We start from the raw sequence: 16,376 nt of genomic DNA, 5'->3' as shown, positions 1-16,376 counted from the left end.
ACAATTGCCTTTTCCCTTTTCTTTTTCCATTTGAAATCCATGTAAACTGGAAATATCATTTTTGAACGAGGAGGAATTTTATTATGAACACGTTGGTTATTGTACTGATCGCCGCCGTATGTCTGATAGCAGGTTATACCTTCTACGGAAGCTGGCTGGCAAAGAAATGGGGCATCGATCCCAAAGCAAAAACACCTGCCGTTGCAAAAAATGACGGTCAGGATTACGTCCCTACCGATGGATGGACCGTATTCGCCCATCAGTTTTCTTCAATCGCAGGTGCAGGCCCTGTCACCGGTGCCATTCAGGCCGCTGTCTTTGGATGGGTTCCCGTCCTTTTATGGATCCTGATCGGCGGTATCTTCTTTGGTGCTGTTACCGATTTCGGTGCGCTGTATGCGAGTGTCAAAAACGAAGGAAAATCCATGGGACTTCTCATTGAGAAATACATCGGCAAAACAGGAAAAAAACTGTTTCTTCTCTTCTGCTGGCTCTTTACACTGATCGTTATCGCCGCCTTTGCAGATATGGTTGCCGGAACATTTAATGCTTACGAAACGGTTGACGGCGTCACAAAGCTTTCTGCCCAGGCAACTGTAAACGGCGCTGCCGGAAGCATCTCCCTGCTGTTTATCGCTTTTGCTGTTGTCTTCGGACTGCTCCAGAAAAAACTGCAGTGGAAAGGCTGGAAAGAAATGGTACTCGGCCTTGCATGCACCGTTGCAGCTTTTGCAATCGGCATGAATGTACCGCTTGTAACAAGCAAAGCAACCTGGACTTATCTGGTATTTGCCTACATCTTTCTTGCCGCTGTCCTTCCGATGTGGCTTCTGATGCAGCCGCGTGACTTTATGACAACCTTTATGTTTGCCGGCATGATCCTTGGCGCTGTTGTCGGACTTGTTGTTGCACACCCGAAAATGAATCTTCCAATGTACACCGGTTTCCACAATGCGGCATCCGGAGATCTGTTCCCGATCCTGTTTGTCACCGTTGCCTGTGGTGCTGTTTCCGGATTCCACAGCCTGGTATCGTCTGGAACCTCTTCGAAAACCATTGCGAATGAAAAAGATATGCAGAAAGTCGGATACGGAGCTATGGTTCTGGAGAGCCTGCTTGCCGTCCTCGCCCTCTGCGTTGCCGGTGCTGCTGCTTCTGCAGACGGTACGGCTGCTGTCGGAACGCCATTTGCGATCTTTTCTTCCGGTGTTGCCGGATTTCTGGAAATGTTCGGCATCCCGGTATACGGAGCACAGTGCTTCATGACGATGTGTGTATCGGCGCTGGCACTTACCAGTCTTGACTCCGTTGCACGAATCGGCCGTATGTCCTTCCAGGAACTGTTCACTGTCGATGATATGGAACATGCTGCCGGATGGAGAAAGCTGCTCTGCAATAAATATTTCTCTACCATTGTTACTCTGCTCTGCGGCTACATCCTGACCCAGATCGGATATGCCAATATCTGGCCGCTGTTCGGAAGTGCAAACCAGATGCTGAGTGCACTCGTTCTGATCACGCTCTGTGTCTTCCTGAAAGTCACCGGCCGTGAAAACAGAACCCTGTTCCCGCCGCTCATCATCATGCTCTGTGTCACCTTTACCGCACTGGTAGAGCGTGTCATTGCACTTGTAAAAGCGTATGGAGCAGGAACCGCTGTCTTCCTCGTTGAGGGACTGCAGCTCATCATCGCCATTCTGCTGATGGTTCTTGGTGTCATCATTGTCATCAGCTGTGGAAAAGAACTGTTCCGGAAGAAAGCGGGACAGGAAACGAAATAATATAGATGTTTCTTCAAAGAGCTTCCTAACGTAAAACGCCGTCAGACTACAACAAGTCTGACGGCGTTTTACATGCCATAGTTTTTTACGAAACAATTGCCGCCTTGGTCGCACCGATAATCGGGGAGCTGACTCCCTTCGCCCATTGCCATGCCAGTGCGGTCATACATTCAGGGCTTCCATTGTTTCCTCAATCGGAGTTTCGTAGTCAAAACGGTGAATGATATACAGATCCAGATAATCTGTTCCCAGCCGTTTCAGTGTACCGTCAATCTCTCTGTGAATGGCTTCTGCCGACAGATTGCCAAAATTTTACTCCGTATAATACTGTGCCTGCGCATTCCAAAGCTCATAGTATTTGCCGTTTGTATCCACAAATCCCCTGTTCCATAAGGTAGCATCCAGATACTTCGGGATCTCCCGGTTGACCGCCATAAAGGTTAAATGCCCCCGGCTGTCCTGCTGTAAAAGTGACATCCTCCACCACCTGTAGAGGTGGTGGAGGATGTCACACTTCATGACCTTATTCCTTCTCCGGAAACATACTCTTCAACAGATGCGTTCCCGCTTCCGTCCGAAATACTTTTCTGCAGAAATTTTCAATCGCCTGTTTTGAATATTCGCTCTCGCCGGCATTGACCAGAAAATCGGCTTCCAGCAGGATCTGGTAATCCATTCCCTCTACATTTGTATAGGTATGATGATGCGTAACCAGCCATGTGATGCGTTCGACATCCAGTTCTCCTGCCGGTACATCTTTGAAAAATTCTGCAACGAGCGGCGCACTTTCCTCTTCCTGATGCTTTCCGCTGGTATTTCCGTATTTTTCCCGACACAGCGGGCAGGCAATATCATGGACAACAGCTGCCATCTCCAGCGTTTCCTGTGTTTTTGGATCCAGTCCTTCCGCCTCGCCGATGTTCTTTGCAAAGGCCCATACCTTCAGAAAATGATAAATATCATGAATATTTCCCTTATAAAAATCTGTCATTTTTTCAATTGCAGCAGCAATTTTCATATCGTGTTTCCTCCTTCGCATCCTGTCTTTCTTCCCATTATATCACATGTTTCACGCATTTGAGTATCAGATTATCATCTGATCTTATCACAAAATATGCAAAAACAGGAGGCAGAACCTGCCTCCTGTAGCTTTTTAACACTATGATGTTCTTTATGCCAGCGGTTTTCCTGTCAGCATCTCATATGCCTGAAGATATTTCTCGATCGTCTTGTCTACGATTTCCTGCGGCAGAGTCCAGTCGTGGTTTCCATCGTTGGCTTTGAGCCAGTCGCGCGCGAACTGTTTGTCAAAAGATGGCTGACCATGGCCTGGTTCATAACCATCTGCAGGCCAGAAGCGGGAGCTGTCCGGAGTCAGCATCTCGTCGCCGATTACGATATTTCCGTTTTCATCAAGACCAAACTCAAATTTTGTGTCTGCAATGATAATGCCTTTGCTTAAAGCATAATCAGCACATTTTTTATACAGAGCGATGGTGTAGTCGCGAAGCTTCTCTGCATACTCGGCTCCTTTTCCCGGGAAGTATTTTTCCAGATGGGCGATGCTCTGCTCATAAGAGATATTTTCGTCATGATCTCCGATTTCAGCCTTTGTGGACGGAGTGTAGATTGGCTCAGGAAGCTTGTCAGATTCTTTTAATCCTTCCGGAAGCTCGATGCCACATACTTTTCCTGTTTTCTGATAGCTTGCCCAGCCGCTTCCGGTAATGTAGCCGCGGACAATGCACTCGATAGGAAGCATTTCCAGCTTACGGCACATCATGCTGTTTCCGTCAAATTTCTCCTGCTGGAAAAATTCCGGCATGTCTTTTACGTCTACAGAGATCATATGATTCGGAAGGATGTCTTCTGTCAGATCGAACCAGAATTTGGACATCTGGGTCAGAACGGTACCTTTTTTTGTTACCACATTGTTCAGAATGACATCAAAACAGCTAATACGGTCGGTTGCTACCATGATCAGGCTGTCGCCGTTATCATAAATCTCGCGTACCTTACCCTCTTTGATTGGCTTTAATTCTTTCATCATGAATACCTCTTCTTTTCGTATAGGATAGTGAACGGAATTACACCCAACCCGGTGAAATTCCTTTGACACCTTTACCCTACACCACTCCTTATAAATTGTCAAGTATTTATTATTAACGCTACTAAATAAACTCCAAAAGGGATCTTTTATTTCCATTTATAATTCTGCTCCGTTTGTTTCTATCACGTGTTTATACCAGAATGCGGAATCTTTCATAATTCTCTCCTGATTTCTGTAGTCCACATATACGAGTCCAAATCGATATGAGTAACCTTTGGCCCATTCAAAATTATCCATCAAAGACCACTGGAAATATCCTCTGATATCCGCTTCCTCTGCTGCTTTTCTCAGTTCTCGCAAATATCTTGCAAGAAAATCATATCTGTGATAATGATCACACGCTACTTCGCCGGTATGACCGGAATATACTTTCCCCGGTTCTTTTGTATACACGTCCCAGATGTGTTCACCTTTTCCATCTTCTTTTACTGCACCTTCAATTTGATATGCACTTGTTGCTGCACCCCAGACAAAATTTTCTGAAAAAACGATCTTTTTTTCCATTGCTTTCTTCCTCTTATTACTCTACTATTCTAATTATTTCCATTCCTCGATTCCCAGATTCTCTATATAATCAGCAAGTTCTCTCGCCATCTCATAGGTTTCTGGAATTCTGAGATGTCCTGGAGTCGCTGCTCCGTTTCTTTTAAAGATACAATGGGAAATTTTACTGTCTCCCATAGAAACCACTACATCGTCAATTGCTTTGTCCCAAGAACTGTCATGCTCAAGCAATGTCGTACAGCAGACGACCGATGCCTTCGGATATACCTGACGCAGTTTTTTTAAAAATTCTGTATAGTGTTCTCTCCAAAGAATTGCTTTCTCACACATATAGTCTTCTGACATATAATCAAACGGATGATTATCATTCTGGCCAATTGCCACGACAACAACCTGCGGTGTATACTGATTAAAATCCCATTCTGTCAGTTCACCAAATGTTTTATTAAAGCGAATTTTATTCCAGGCACTTTCCATTCCAATCTGCTCCGGCTCATGGAACCAGCCTTGTCCATCCATCAATGCAATTCCGCCCTGTGCGATATCATGGATCTGTGCATTCAGCATACGTGCTGTCATCCATGCATAGGAATACCAGCTGTTAGAATAACCTCCCTGATGTTCAGGGTCCGTCTTTCCTGTATAATCCACTGCTTCTGTCACTTCTCCTGCTGATACAGAATCTCCGTAAACTTCAATTTTTCTTGTCTGTGCATCCGGAAGTTCCAATAATTTTGCTCCGTCTTCAATTTCAAATCCAAGGATGTGCATCTCATGGCAGGAATCCTGACGTTTAAAGAAAAGAACATGATGTTCTCCGTTTTCATTCTCAGGAACACGAATCTCTATTTCATTCTCTTTCTCGTTATCCAGATAATAACACGACTGCACTCCATCTAAAATACATCCAAGATAATTCTGCCAGTATTCATTTTTGTTTCTCAGGAAAATTTTCAAATATTTTCCTGTAAATTTAAATTCCACAGATGTACATGGATAAACCCAGATTGGTTCTTTTGGATTTCTCCAGTCGATCCTTCCGCTATAACGTATTTTTTTATTATCAGGATTAATTCTCATCTTATCCCCTCCATATTTTACAGTAAACTTGCTGCACCGATCATTCCTGCTTCATTTCCAAGTGCTGCTGTCTCAATCTCCGGAAGCCTCTCCTTCAAAAATCTTATGCAATAATTAATGACATCAGATAAAATGGAGTTGTATCCGTTACCTCTTCCGGAAGAATTGTTATATCTACCGTATGAATTTTCTTTTCTCCACTGCACTGCAATCTGTTCCAGACGGACCTTCTTTCTTCGTCCCACGTTCTTTCCTACCTTCTGTCACTTATCTATTAGTTCCTCTATGACGTTATTAACATCTAAGATTACGTTAATATGATAGCAAATAACTGTCAACTTAATTTAAGTTATTTTTACTAAGTTTAAGATTAACTTAAAAAACTATGAAAAAGCAGGCAAATATCCTGCTTCCTCATAGCTTTCTTCATTTCATCATATGCAGCATTCACGAGAAATCTGTAATTTGTTCCGTAAGAATCCAATAGGCAGTTGGCCGATTTTTTCTTTTATGCGAAATGGAAACGGAACGTATAGCTGTATCTTCCCTTGCATACACGATATTCCGGGTGAATATTTTTCGTCCAGCCGGTATCTCCGCCAAGGCCTGCGTGTGCTGCATCCAGAATCAGCCAGGTTCCTGTCGTATGCTCCGGAAGTTCTTCCTCATATGCGGCTTTTCGATATTCTGCCATAGAATATGGAAGTGCACTGAAATGGAAATCATCACTGCCTACAATCTGAACGGTATGTGTTCCATCTGAAAGAACGGCAAATCGCGTATCCTCATGGCCACCGCATTCGCAAGGTACTACAAACGGAACGTGCTGTTCTGCTACAGAAGATGTGTAAAATCCGGTAAAAGCTGCGTCCTTTCGGTCTGCATACGTCTCCCAGGGTCCTTTTCCATACCAGCTGAGCGTATCAAACGCTGCAGGAAGGCAGAACGACTGTCCGACTCTTGCGATGGTCTCAAGGCCGCTGTTGTTTGTTACTTCGTTTTTGAGCTCCATTCCCTCACTGCCGATGCGATACAGAGTATGAGCGGTAAAGAGTACTGCGTTGTCCGGCTCCGCGGTATAGGAAGCCTGCACTTCAAGAAGCACCTGATTTCCGGCACTGACAGCCGATACTGACTGTACTTCCTTTTTCAGACGATCCAGACCTTCCGCGCGCCAGATATCATCGTAATCACTTTCATGGGTTCCCTCATCAATACCGGTTGGGGCACGATAAAATTCATCTTTTCCGCCGGTCATAAAAGAAACGCTCTTTGCCTGATATCTGGTAAATTCACCTGTCTTTTTATCAAAGATAATTTCGGTCTCTTCGCCGGTGATGCGAACATGATTTTCATCCTCCGCTACGGTCAGTGGTTTCTCCACAATCGTTTTCTCGTCTGCCAGATAAACACCTGTAGTAACCGGAATCTGACGGCGGTATAGTTCTGTTCCCGCCGGTGCATAGAAGGTATCTTGGGCAAGCTCAACGTAATAATTTACATACGCCTCGCCATGCAGTTTCGCCGGAAGCTCCGGAAGCGGAAGCGTCTCTGTTGTTCCGGCTGCCGTGTAAAATGCCGGATAGCTGCCTTTGGCAAGCGTTTCGCCGTTCTGCACAATTTCATAACGCACCTGCAGATGAGAAAGATCGAGGGTATGGTAGCGGTTTGCCAGCACCCATATAGTTTCGCCGGTATATGGATTTTTCACCTGCTCAATCGTAACCGGGGACTGGCCGTTTCTCACCTCATAGGCGCCCGGTTTATAAGAAAGATCGGCAAAGACAACACCATTCAGACACATATCCGGAACCGGATCGGTCACGTCCTCACCGAACGCTCCGCCGTAGCCGTATTTGATATTTCCGTCCTCCTCGTGGATCGCAATCGCCTTGTCCGCGAAATCCCAGATAAAGCCGCCCTGAAAACGCGGGTATTTGTTGACATAGTCCCAAAACTCCTTGAAATTTCCGTTGCTGTTACTCTTTGCATAAGCGTATTCACACATAATGAACGGGCGGAGATCGGAATCGTCTGCCATCACATCCTCAAGCCAGCTCATCGTCGGATACATTGGGCAGATAACGTCGGAAATATTACTCTTTGGGTTGCCGGACTCGTACTGAACGTATCTTGTCTTGTCGTATTCCCGGATCCAGCCGTGCATCGCAGCATGATTCGCCCCTGCACCGGATTCATTTCCAAGGGACCACAAGACGATGGAAGGATGGTTTTTATCACGCAGTACCATACGGGTTGCACGCTCCAGATAAGCGGCTGTCCACTCAGCGGATGCACTGAGCTGTCCGCCGTAACCGTGCGTCTCAAGATTTGTCTCATCGACAAGGTAAATGCCGAGCTCGTCACACAGATCATACCATTTCACGGAATTCGGATAATGACTGGTACGAACAGCGTTGAAATTCAGGCGTTTCATCACAGCAATTTCTTTTCGCATCTGCTCCTCAGAAACGGTACGTCCCGTCTCGGCACAAAAATCGTGGCGGTCTACGCCGCGGATCACAAGGCGCTTGCCGTTCAGGGTCAGAACGCCGCGGCCGTTGATCTCCACCTGGCGGAAGCCGACCTTGCAGCTCTCGATATCAACCGTCTCATTCTCTTTGTTCTGTAGCTCGACAACGAGGGTGTAAAGTGTCGGAGTCTCTGCAGTCCAGAGTGCCGGGTTCTCTACCGGAGCAGTAACGGTTGCGATGAATTTCGGCATCAGATAGAAGCCGCACTCAGCAAACGGTCTCGAATCCATCTCGGTTACTTTGTTCTGTTCTGCATCATACAGCGTCACTTTGGCATGATACTCGCCGTACAGCGGTTTGGAGTTGTCCGGCCAGATCGTGACAGAGAGGGTAGCTTTCGTGTAATCCGGGTGTGTGAACAGTGTCTCTGCCTTATAGTCCAGGATGTGCTGCACCGGTTTCGATACGAGGCGGACATCGCGGTAGATACCGGACAGATGCCAGTAATCCTGATCTTCCAGGTAAGTACCGTCACAGTAGCGCATTACCTGTACGGCGAGGGTGTTCGTTCCCTCCTGCACATATTCAGTGATGTCAAATTCCGCGTTCACTTTGCTGTCCTGGGAATACCCCACCTGTTTTCCGTTGACCCAGAGATAGAAGCAGGACTCCACACCGCCGAAATCGATGAGAAGCTGTCGGCCGATATAGTCTGTTGGAACCTCAAAGGTTCTGAAATAGCAGCCAGTCAGATTTTTCTCCGGTACGTACGGCGCATTCAGCTCGTAGGTGCCTTCGGTAATCTCGATCTCAAATGCTTCGCCGTTTGCCTCCCGTTTGAACGGATACAGCATATTGGTGTAAACCGGCTTTCCATATCCCTGCAATTCCCAGTTGGACGGCACCGGAATCGTATCCCATGCTGCGTGATCGAAATTCTCTTCATAAAATGCTTCCACCGCTTCCGGTGACGGATACATTTTGAATTTCCAGTCTCCGTTCAGATCCATTACAAAGCGGGACGCGTTCCGATTTCCGGCGAGCGCCTGCTCTACTGTCTCATATGCACCGTACGGCGTATGCATCGGATAACGATTTTTCTGCGTTATATACTGATTTTCCCAGTCTCTTGTCTGTCTCATGTTCTTGAAATCCTCCTTACCTTTGCTTTCGCATTTTCCGACTGCCTCTCTTCTTTTTATCCAGATTGGTGTTCCTTTTTTGCTTTCCTGTGATATAATACATCTGTGATTTTCAGAAGATTTATGCAGTTATCTTATGATTCAGTATAAAACACTGCACGTGGATGAGAAATAGTTAATCTGGTGTTTCTTTTATCCAAAATGGGAAAGCAAAGGAGAAGTCGTATGATACCGGAATATCTGCTTGCAAAAATAGAAAAGAGCGATGTTATCTATCGCTGTATTGGAAATGAAATGAAGAACGGGATTCTGGCGTGCGGTTTTATGCGGAAAGAGACGGCGGACCGCTCGCAGTATCATTTTTCGAACGAGTATTACAGCTGTTTCGTGCTGCTGCGCGGGAGCGGGGAATATATTGCCGAGGACGGCACCTCCTATCCGCTGCAGGCGGGAAGTCTGGTCCAGCGTCTGCCGGGTGTGCCGCATTCCACACGCGTAGACCCCGATGGGAAATGGCTGGAATTTTTTATCTCGATTGGGAAACCGTTTTTTGATTCTTTCTGCTCGCTTTCGGTTCTGAACCGGGAGCCGGTGCTAAAGGCAGAGCTGCTTCCCGGCGATCTCGAGCGGTATCAGAAGCTTCTGCAGTCGTTAAAGGCCACACCGGACAGTCTGCTGCCTTTGCGGATTCCGGAGATGGAAAAAGAGATTCTGCGAATGTACGGCTACCATGCGCACCGGGTGAATCTGCAGCGGGATCCGATCGAGGCCGCCTGCGATATGCTCTCGCAGAATCTTGATGAAGAAATTTCTCTCGAAGAGCTTGCCCGGTCACTCCAGATCGGTTATGAGACGTTTCGAAAAGTATTTAAAAAACAAACCGGCGTCTCTCCTGCACGGTACCGCACCAGGAAGAAAATGGAGCAGGCCCGTATTCTTCTCGAGGGCGGCGTACCGATGAAGGAAATTGCCGTTCTTGTCGGATATGGCGATGTCTATGCGTTCAGCAAGCAGTTTTCCCGGTTCTTTGGATTCCCGCCTGGAAAGTACCGCGCACGTCTTCACACGGATGCGCCGGATTTAGAACAGTTTTAAGATATCATTCACGGTTTTACGTTTTGGCTTGTCCGGATTGATGGCACGGTAGCCGACAGCAATGACAGCACCAAGGAGCTCATTCTCCGGAATGGAGAGGGCTTCACGGATAGCTTTCTCATCACGGATTCCCATAATCAGAGTATCAAGGCCAAGTTCTCTTGCGCGCAGGATCAGGTTTTCGTCGTGCAGGCCGAGATCGTAATAGCCCCAGCCGTTTCCAACTTCGTTGTCTGGTGTGCCGTCCTGCGTAAATCCGGAGCGGTCTTTTACGAATGCTGTTACGACAAGTGCGGCTCCCTTTGAACTCTTCTGATTGAATTCTGGAAGGCATTTTGCGGAAAATTCTTCGACTTTCTCCGGTGTTACAAGGGCATAGTACCGTGTTGTCTGTGAGTTTTTCCAGGATGGTGCCTGAATCGCTGCCTGTACGATCTCCTGGATCTGCTCTGCGGTTACGTGTTTCTCCGGAGCAAACGCGCGGATGCTTCTTCTTTCTTCCAGCAGTTTTGTAAATTCCATGGTGTATATCCTCCTTTTATTTATAAAGCCTCGTAATCTTCCCGTGAAAAACGGTGATACGTCAGGCCGAATTCATTTTCTTCGACACAGTAACAGTATTCATCTACAGACGGGTCTGAAAAAGAAAATACATGGCCCATCTCATGCTCCTCGGATGCGTTTTCTTCCACGGTAGTATGCATTTTCTCTGCATAGGAAGAAAAGCAGTTTCGAACCTGTTCCATTGTGTTTCCAGGCGTTGTGATCACCTGCAGAAGGTTCTGCAGGAGCTCCGGAACAGGGATTTCCCGCTCAATATAAGAGCATCCCTCCTCCGGGATTTCCACACAGTAGCGGTCTTTGACTGCCGAAATAGCGAGCATTCCAAGGCGCGGCTGTACGTTCTTACAGAACGCGGAAAGCGCTTTAGCCAGGTCTTCTGTTTCGTCTAAAGAGAGGGAACGGCGCAGGGACTCCGCCGGGTAGTAGAGCTTCATCGTACCGCCCTCATAGCCGATCTTCACCTGCCATTCCCGAATTGTATCGGTAATATGTTTTTCCAACAGTTTTGCTGTCATGTTTTCTAAGTCACCTCCATTGTGCTGCATGTGCAAAAAACACAGTATTATTATCGCACGAATTGGGCATTGTGTGAACACTTAATTTTTTGTTTTTTACAAAAAGAAAAGAATCACTTTTTTACTCCTCGAAACGGCAGAAACCTCCGCCAGAAAAACTGGAACAGAGGTTTCTGTGATTTCTTATGTCAGAAGAATTTCTCAGTTATTTCGTTCTGAATTACTCTTCGTCTTCGTTTTTCTTTCTGCCGCGGAGTTTGAATCCAAGTCCGCCGGCACCAAGAGATGCAACTGCCATGCTTACCCATCCCCAGATGTTGGTAGCATCACCGGTCTTTGCATTATCGCTCTTCTTGGAAGTAGAAGTATTGGATACTTTATTACTTGCAAGCGGAGTAGATGTTGCTTTCGGGGTGCTTGTCGGGGTCTTCGTCGGCTGCGTCGTAGGTATTGTGGTAGGAGCAGTCGTCGGGGTTGTGGTTGGTGCTGTTGTAGGTGTAACCGTCGGAGTCTCGGTCGGGGTTACGGTTGGGGTCTCTGTAGGAGTAGGAGTCGGCTCTTCTGCTGATTTCTTCCAGGTGAAGCTAAGATCCTGATATCCCAGTGAAGAAACTGTAATTTCAAAGGAATCGCCCTCTGCGAACGGTGCTGCATCTGTCTTTAAGGAACCATCCTCATTGAACAGTACAACAGCTCCTCTTCCGCTTGCTGCATATGCTTTTCCATTTACAGTAACAGAGGTAATGTTCTTCAGATAATCTGCAAACTCTTCATCTGTTGCATCCCTGTTCTTAAGCAGACCCGGTGTTGTCGTATCTTCGTTAAATGCTGCCGGCATCTCTTCCGTGTAAAGGATAAAGTCTGCGGAAAGATCTGCATATTTACCATTCTTATCGCTGACAGTCAATGTATAAGAACCTTTCTCTGCATTCTTGAAGTACAGAGTATCACCGGACACGGTTCCCGCCAGACCTTCTACTGTATAGACAGCATCGTAATCATCCGGCAGGCCTTCCAGTTTAACAGAAGCATTTCCAGATGTGACAGACGCATTCTCTACAGAAAATTCATATGCAAACTTAACCGGTACATATACATCTGCGTCGACTTCGTAAATTCCCTTGCTGGTGTAATAGGTAATTTTGTTGATGGTCTGTCCCATCATGCTCTTGTAATGTTCTGAGGAGGTCGGGCAGTTATGAACGCTTGTCGTAAATCCAGTGCTCCATGCCAGCTTAGACACTCTCCAGATATTCTCCAGATGACGCATTCCGTAATCGTTGCCCTCTTTTGTGCTGACAACAACACCATATACGGTATCTTCGCCTGCTTTGATGGTATCAGTAAGACCATCCAGATCCAGCTGATAATCACCGTATTTGCTGTTAGTGGAGAGCTCTGCCGTTACATTTTCCAGCTTTGCTGTCTCGGTTCCCTGAACAGCACCAAAGGTTACATTTCCGTCTGCATCTACAGATGCCTCTTTGTAATAAGATGGAACTTCATTTAAGGTGTAATATGCATAGCTTGCATTCTCATACAGTGCATCTTTTCCGGTATACGTTGTGGTGGATGTCTGTCCACGGTTGGTAACGGTGATTTCTACAGAATCCTCATCTGTCACTTTCGTGTATTTGCTCAGATCCATATCCTCTGTTACTTTTACTGGGAAGGTGATACCTGTAATATCGCTTCCGTCTGCATTCACATGGTAAGATCCGCCGGAAAGGGAGGCTGTTCTTGTTTTGTTCTTGGTTGCGGAAGTAAATGCATCTACTGGAACATCGTTATGAACCTCTGCCTGATAGAACTCAGCATACGGAATGTTCATTAATACATACTGGGACTGAAGTGTTTCGATTGCTGCATTCAGATGCTCTGTTGCTTCGTCTACGGTTCCCTGGCTCTGTTTTTTCTCCAATGCTTCTTTTGCTTCTGCCAGTTCTGTCTGCATATTATTCCAGGAAGTTTCCGTGTAAAGATCTTTATTCAGTGCATCTGCCTTTGCAATTGCCTCTTCCAGTGCTACTGTGCTCTCTACCGGATCAGCTCCTACAATATTCGCTTTGGTTGCTTCAAAAGTGTAGGAAGCATCTGCATAGCCAAGTGCATGAATCGTAATCTTCCAATAACCGGTTCCATCCGTTCCCTCCGGTAAAGTGCAGCGCAGGGAATCGGTAAGGCCAAGCTGGATTCCCATTACTTTATGCATCCAGTTATCTGCTGCGAATTTTGTTCCATACGTTGCTTTTGCATTCGTATAAGTGGAATCATCACCGTAATAAGTCCAGGTTACGGTCTGTAGATTAGCAGCCAGATCGCCGTAATCTCCCGTTAAATCTACGCGAAGGAATTCTCCATAAGAACCATTGGCTTCTTTCACGGTCAGTCCTACGGTCTCAGCATCCGGAGCTGTCTTCAGCGCCTGATCTTTGATTCCGGATTCACTTCCTGTTGTTCTTGCAGAGAAGGAGAAGCTTCCATCTGCATTTTTCACTGCTATCTTCAGACCGTTTGTGTTTTCTGTTACATCTGCAACCAGGCCTGTATAGCTCTGCAGTTTATTTTCAGAAAATCCACCGGAAAGTGTTCCGCCGTTTTCTACCACAACATACTTTTTGCAGAAATCTTCGTAATCATCTTCCGAAACTTTTACAGGCACATATTTCAGACCTTTTACTTCATAATGATCAATCTGGCTCTTATCGTAAGTTACGGTCTCGCCGTTGGTCAGAACTGCCGTGGTTGCTGCGGTATAATATGCCACCTCATAGGTTGTGCCATCTTTCATGTAGATAGTTGCTGCGCACTGGAAGCTTCCTCTGTGCAGTCCATGGTTTGTAGTCGCACGGGTTACAACATCAAAAGCGCCTTTATCACTTTCTTCGCGACTGTCAGTTTCATCCGAACCAGCGTCGCTTCCTGCCGCCTGAACTCCTTCTGCTGCCCAATACTCAGCCCAGGTAAGACCTGCATATACATATTTATATGTTGTTTCTTTCTTCTCATAAGTAAAGGAAAGCGTCTTGTAACCTGTTGCAGTTACTTCGATTTCAAATTTATTTCCTTCTGCAAAAGCGGCAGCTGTCAGATCAAGCGTACCGTCTTCTTTGATCAGAATTGTTTTCCGTTTTCCAGTTGCTGCATATTCTTTTCCATTTACTTTTACCGAAGTGATGTTCTTGATATAATCAGCAAAGTCATCTTCTGATGCATTCTCTGCTTTTACAAGCGCCGGAGCACTTCCTTTTTCGTTGTAAGCAGCCGGCATTGCATCTGTATACAGAGTAAAGCTCTGTGTCAGATCTGCATAAACACCTTTTTTATCATGAATCGTCAGAGTATACATTCCTTTTTTTGCATTTGCGGAATAAGAAATGGTATTTCCGTCTACTGCAAATCCATCCAGACCATCTACGGAATATTCTGCATCATAATCAGCCGGAAGTCCGGTTACGGTCATCGTTGTCTTTCCAGCGGAAAGAGAAGCGTCTTCTACGGATACACTTGCCTCAAATTTTGTTGGAACAAAAATATCATTCACTGGAATCGTGTAGATTCCTTTGCTGGTATAATAAGTAACCTTATTGATATGCTGTCCCATCATGCTCTTGTAATGTGCAGAAGAAGTCGGGCAGCCATGTACCTGCGTTGTAAATCCAGTTGACCATGCCAGTTCCGTTCCACGCCAGATATTCTCGACATGACGCATACCATAGTCATTGCCTTCTTTTGTACTGACAATAACACCATAGATCTGATCGTTTCCAACATCAATGGTATTCTCCAGTCCATCGAGATCCAGCTGATAATCACCATAGTTTGATTCAGTCATAAATTCCGGAGATACATTGGTCAGTTCAATTGCAGTTCCAACTGTTTTTCCAAAAGAAAGAGAGCCATCTGCATTTACCGTTGCTTCTTTGTAGTAAGAAGGTGCTTCGCTTAATACATAATATGCATAGTCTGAGTTTTCAAATAAGGCGTCTTTTCCGGTGTATGTCTGTGTAGATGTCTGACCACGGTTTGTTACTGTAATACTTACAGAGTCAGAATCTGTTACTTTCTTAAATTTGGAAAGATCCACTCCTGTTACTTTAACCGGGAAGGTAATTCCATTGATTGCACTTCCATCTGCATTGGTATGATAAGAACCACCGGCAAGAGTGGCTGTTCTTGTTTTGCTCTTCGTTGCGGAAGAAAATACATCCACTGGAACAGAGTTGTTTACATCTGCAGCATAAAATTCATCATACGGAATGTTCATCAGAACGTAAGCCACCTGCTCAGTTGGAGTCTCGGTCGGGGTCGCCGTTGGGGTTGCGGTTGGCGTTGCTGTCGGGGTCGCCGTCGGAGTCGGTGCTTTAACAAGGCCTTTTACTGCAGTATTCAGCGCATCTTTCGCGGTATCAACAGCGCTCTGGGATTCTTTTGCAGAAAGAGCAGATTTTGCTGCGGTAAGAGCAGTCTGGACAGCTTTCCAGGAGTCTGCGGTGTAGTCAGCTTCCTTTAATGCTTCGGCATCTGCGATTGCTTTTTCAAGTGCTGTGGTGTCTACTGCTTCTGGAGTCGGGGTTGCTTTTTGGGTTGCTGCAAGAGCCGCGGTTTTTACTGCATTCGAAGTTCTGGTTGCACCCGATACAATATCCCATCCTTCAATGTTTTCAATCGTTGCATCTTTTCCAAGAAGTTTCGTTTTGAATCCTTTGCTGTTTGTAGCTGCTTTTTTAAAATATGTAGCATTTTCTGTATTGTATCCAGAACCAGGTGTTACTGCAATATCAGAAAACTTACCGTCTGCAACTGTGATTTTGACATTAACGTCATATTCATCCCATGCATTCTCATCCTCATCGTCTTCTGCAGTTCTGGTAACATGAGCCGTAGACTCATAAGTGCCATCTGCCAGCACGCCACTTGTAGCATCCGCCAGTGCGGTTCCCGGGAGCAGGCTCATGGTCATGGAAGCTGCCATTACGGCTGCTAATGATTTTTTCTGAAGTTCTTTTCTTTTGATCATAACTTCCTCCTTTTTCCTTTTCCACAGTTTTGCAGGAAAAACAGGGGCAAAACTGTCCTTCATTATTATATTAGTTTTCACTAATCAATAA

The 16,376-nt window shown here is 45.9% G+C and carries 12 protein-coding genes and 1 pseudogene; 2 read left to right on the top strand and 11 right to left on the bottom strand.

Annotated features, from left to right (window positions below):
* Positions 1-83: 83 nt before the first annotated feature.
* The gene (locus DXB83_RS03310; protein ID WP_022462875.1) at positions 84-1,781 is read left to right on the top strand and encodes a carbon starvation CstA family protein; all 1,698 of its coding nucleotides are present in this window, start codon (positions 84-86) and stop codon (positions 1,779-1,781) included.
* A gap of 168 nt (positions 1,782-1,949) precedes the next feature.
* Here the strand turns inward: DXB83_RS03310 and DXB83_RS03305 are convergent.
* The 8 genes and pseudogenes from DXB83_RS03305 to DXB83_RS03275 all read right to left on the bottom strand — a co-directional run.
* Positions 1,950-2,093 (bottom strand): annotated as a pseudogene (locus tag DXB83_RS03305) (aldo/keto reductase); the annotation flags it as partial.
* Complete coding sequence (locus DXB83_RS16380) at positions 2,094-2,258, bottom strand: hypothetical protein (RefSeq protein ID WP_022462877.1); 165 nt, start codon at positions 2,256-2,258, stop codon at positions 2,094-2,096.
* Positions 2,259-2,304: 46 nt separating this feature from the next.
* A complete protein-coding gene (locus DXB83_RS03300; RefSeq protein ID WP_117508936.1) occupies positions 2,305-2,799 on the bottom strand; it encodes an HD domain-containing protein in 495 nt (164 codons plus the stop codon).
* A gap of 153 nt (positions 2,800-2,952) precedes the next feature.
* Positions 2,953-3,828 carry a phosphoribosylaminoimidazolesuccinocarboxamide synthase gene (locus tag DXB83_RS03295; protein ID WP_055217859.1) on the bottom strand — a complete coding sequence of 292 codons (876 nt, stop codon included), beginning with the start codon at positions 3,826-3,828 and terminating at the stop codon, positions 2,953-2,955.
* Between the two features lie 159 nt (positions 3,829-3,987).
* Positions 3,988-4,395, bottom strand: a complete 408-nt coding sequence (locus DXB83_RS17100) for a family 1 glycosylhydrolase (protein ID WP_118697244.1) — start codon at positions 4,393-4,395, stop codon at positions 3,988-3,990.
* A gap of 33 nt (positions 4,396-4,428) precedes the next feature.
* Positions 4,429-5,475, bottom strand: a complete 1,047-nt coding sequence (locus DXB83_RS03285) for an electron transporter RnfD (protein ID WP_118697243.1) — start codon at positions 5,473-5,475, stop codon at positions 4,429-4,431.
* Between the two features lie 17 nt (positions 5,476-5,492).
* Positions 5,493-5,720 carry a hypothetical protein gene (locus DXB83_RS03280; protein WP_117812784.1) on the bottom strand — a complete coding sequence of 76 codons (228 nt, stop codon included), beginning with the start codon at positions 5,718-5,720 and terminating at the stop codon, positions 5,493-5,495.
* Between the two features lie 263 nt (positions 5,721-5,983).
* Complete coding sequence (locus DXB83_RS03275) at positions 5,984-9,091, bottom strand: glycoside hydrolase family 2 TIM barrel-domain containing protein (protein ID WP_118697242.1); 3,108 nt, start codon at positions 9,089-9,091, stop codon at positions 5,984-5,986.
* 225 nt (positions 9,092-9,316) lie between these two features.
* Between DXB83_RS03275 and DXB83_RS03270 the strand changes: the two genes are divergently transcribed.
* Positions 9,317-10,186 (top strand): helix-turn-helix domain-containing protein, encoded by an 870-nt coding sequence (locus DXB83_RS03270; protein WP_158581085.1) that lies wholly within the window; start codon positions 9,317-9,319, stop codon positions 10,184-10,186.
* Here DXB83_RS03270 and DXB83_RS03265 read toward each other — a convergent pair.
* The 3 genes from DXB83_RS03265 to DXB83_RS03255 all read right to left on the bottom strand — a co-directional run bounded on the left by DXB83_RS03265 (position 10,172) and on the right by DXB83_RS03255 (position 16,285).
* Positions 10,172-10,708 carry a nitroreductase family protein gene (locus tag DXB83_RS03265; RefSeq protein ID WP_118697240.1) on the bottom strand — a complete coding sequence of 179 codons (537 nt, stop codon included), beginning with the start codon at positions 10,706-10,708 and terminating at the stop codon, positions 10,172-10,174. The genes DXB83_RS03270 and DXB83_RS03265 overlap by 15 nt on opposite strands.
* A 20-nt stretch (positions 10,709-10,728) precedes the next feature.
* Positions 10,729-11,265: a DUF3877 family protein gene (locus tag DXB83_RS03260; RefSeq protein WP_158576323.1), complete on the bottom strand. Its 537-nt coding sequence runs from the start codon at positions 11,263-11,265 to the stop codon at positions 10,729-10,731.
* 220 nt (positions 11,266-11,485) lie between these two features.
* Positions 11,486-16,285 carry a penicillin-binding Tp47 domain C-containing protein gene (locus DXB83_RS03255; RefSeq protein ID WP_158581084.1) on the bottom strand — a complete coding sequence of 1,600 codons (4,800 nt, stop codon included), beginning with the start codon at positions 16,283-16,285 and terminating at the stop codon, positions 11,486-11,488.
* Positions 16,286-16,376: the final 91 nt, after the last annotated feature.

The organism is Blautia sp. OM06-15AC, from assembly GCF_003481425.1.
Taxonomy (GTDB): domain Bacteria; phylum Bacillota; class Clostridia; order Lachnospirales; family Lachnospiraceae; genus Fusicatenibacter; species Fusicatenibacter saccharivorans.
Note: the sequence above shows the minus strand (reverse complement) of the source record. Positions and strands in the feature narration are given on the sequence as shown.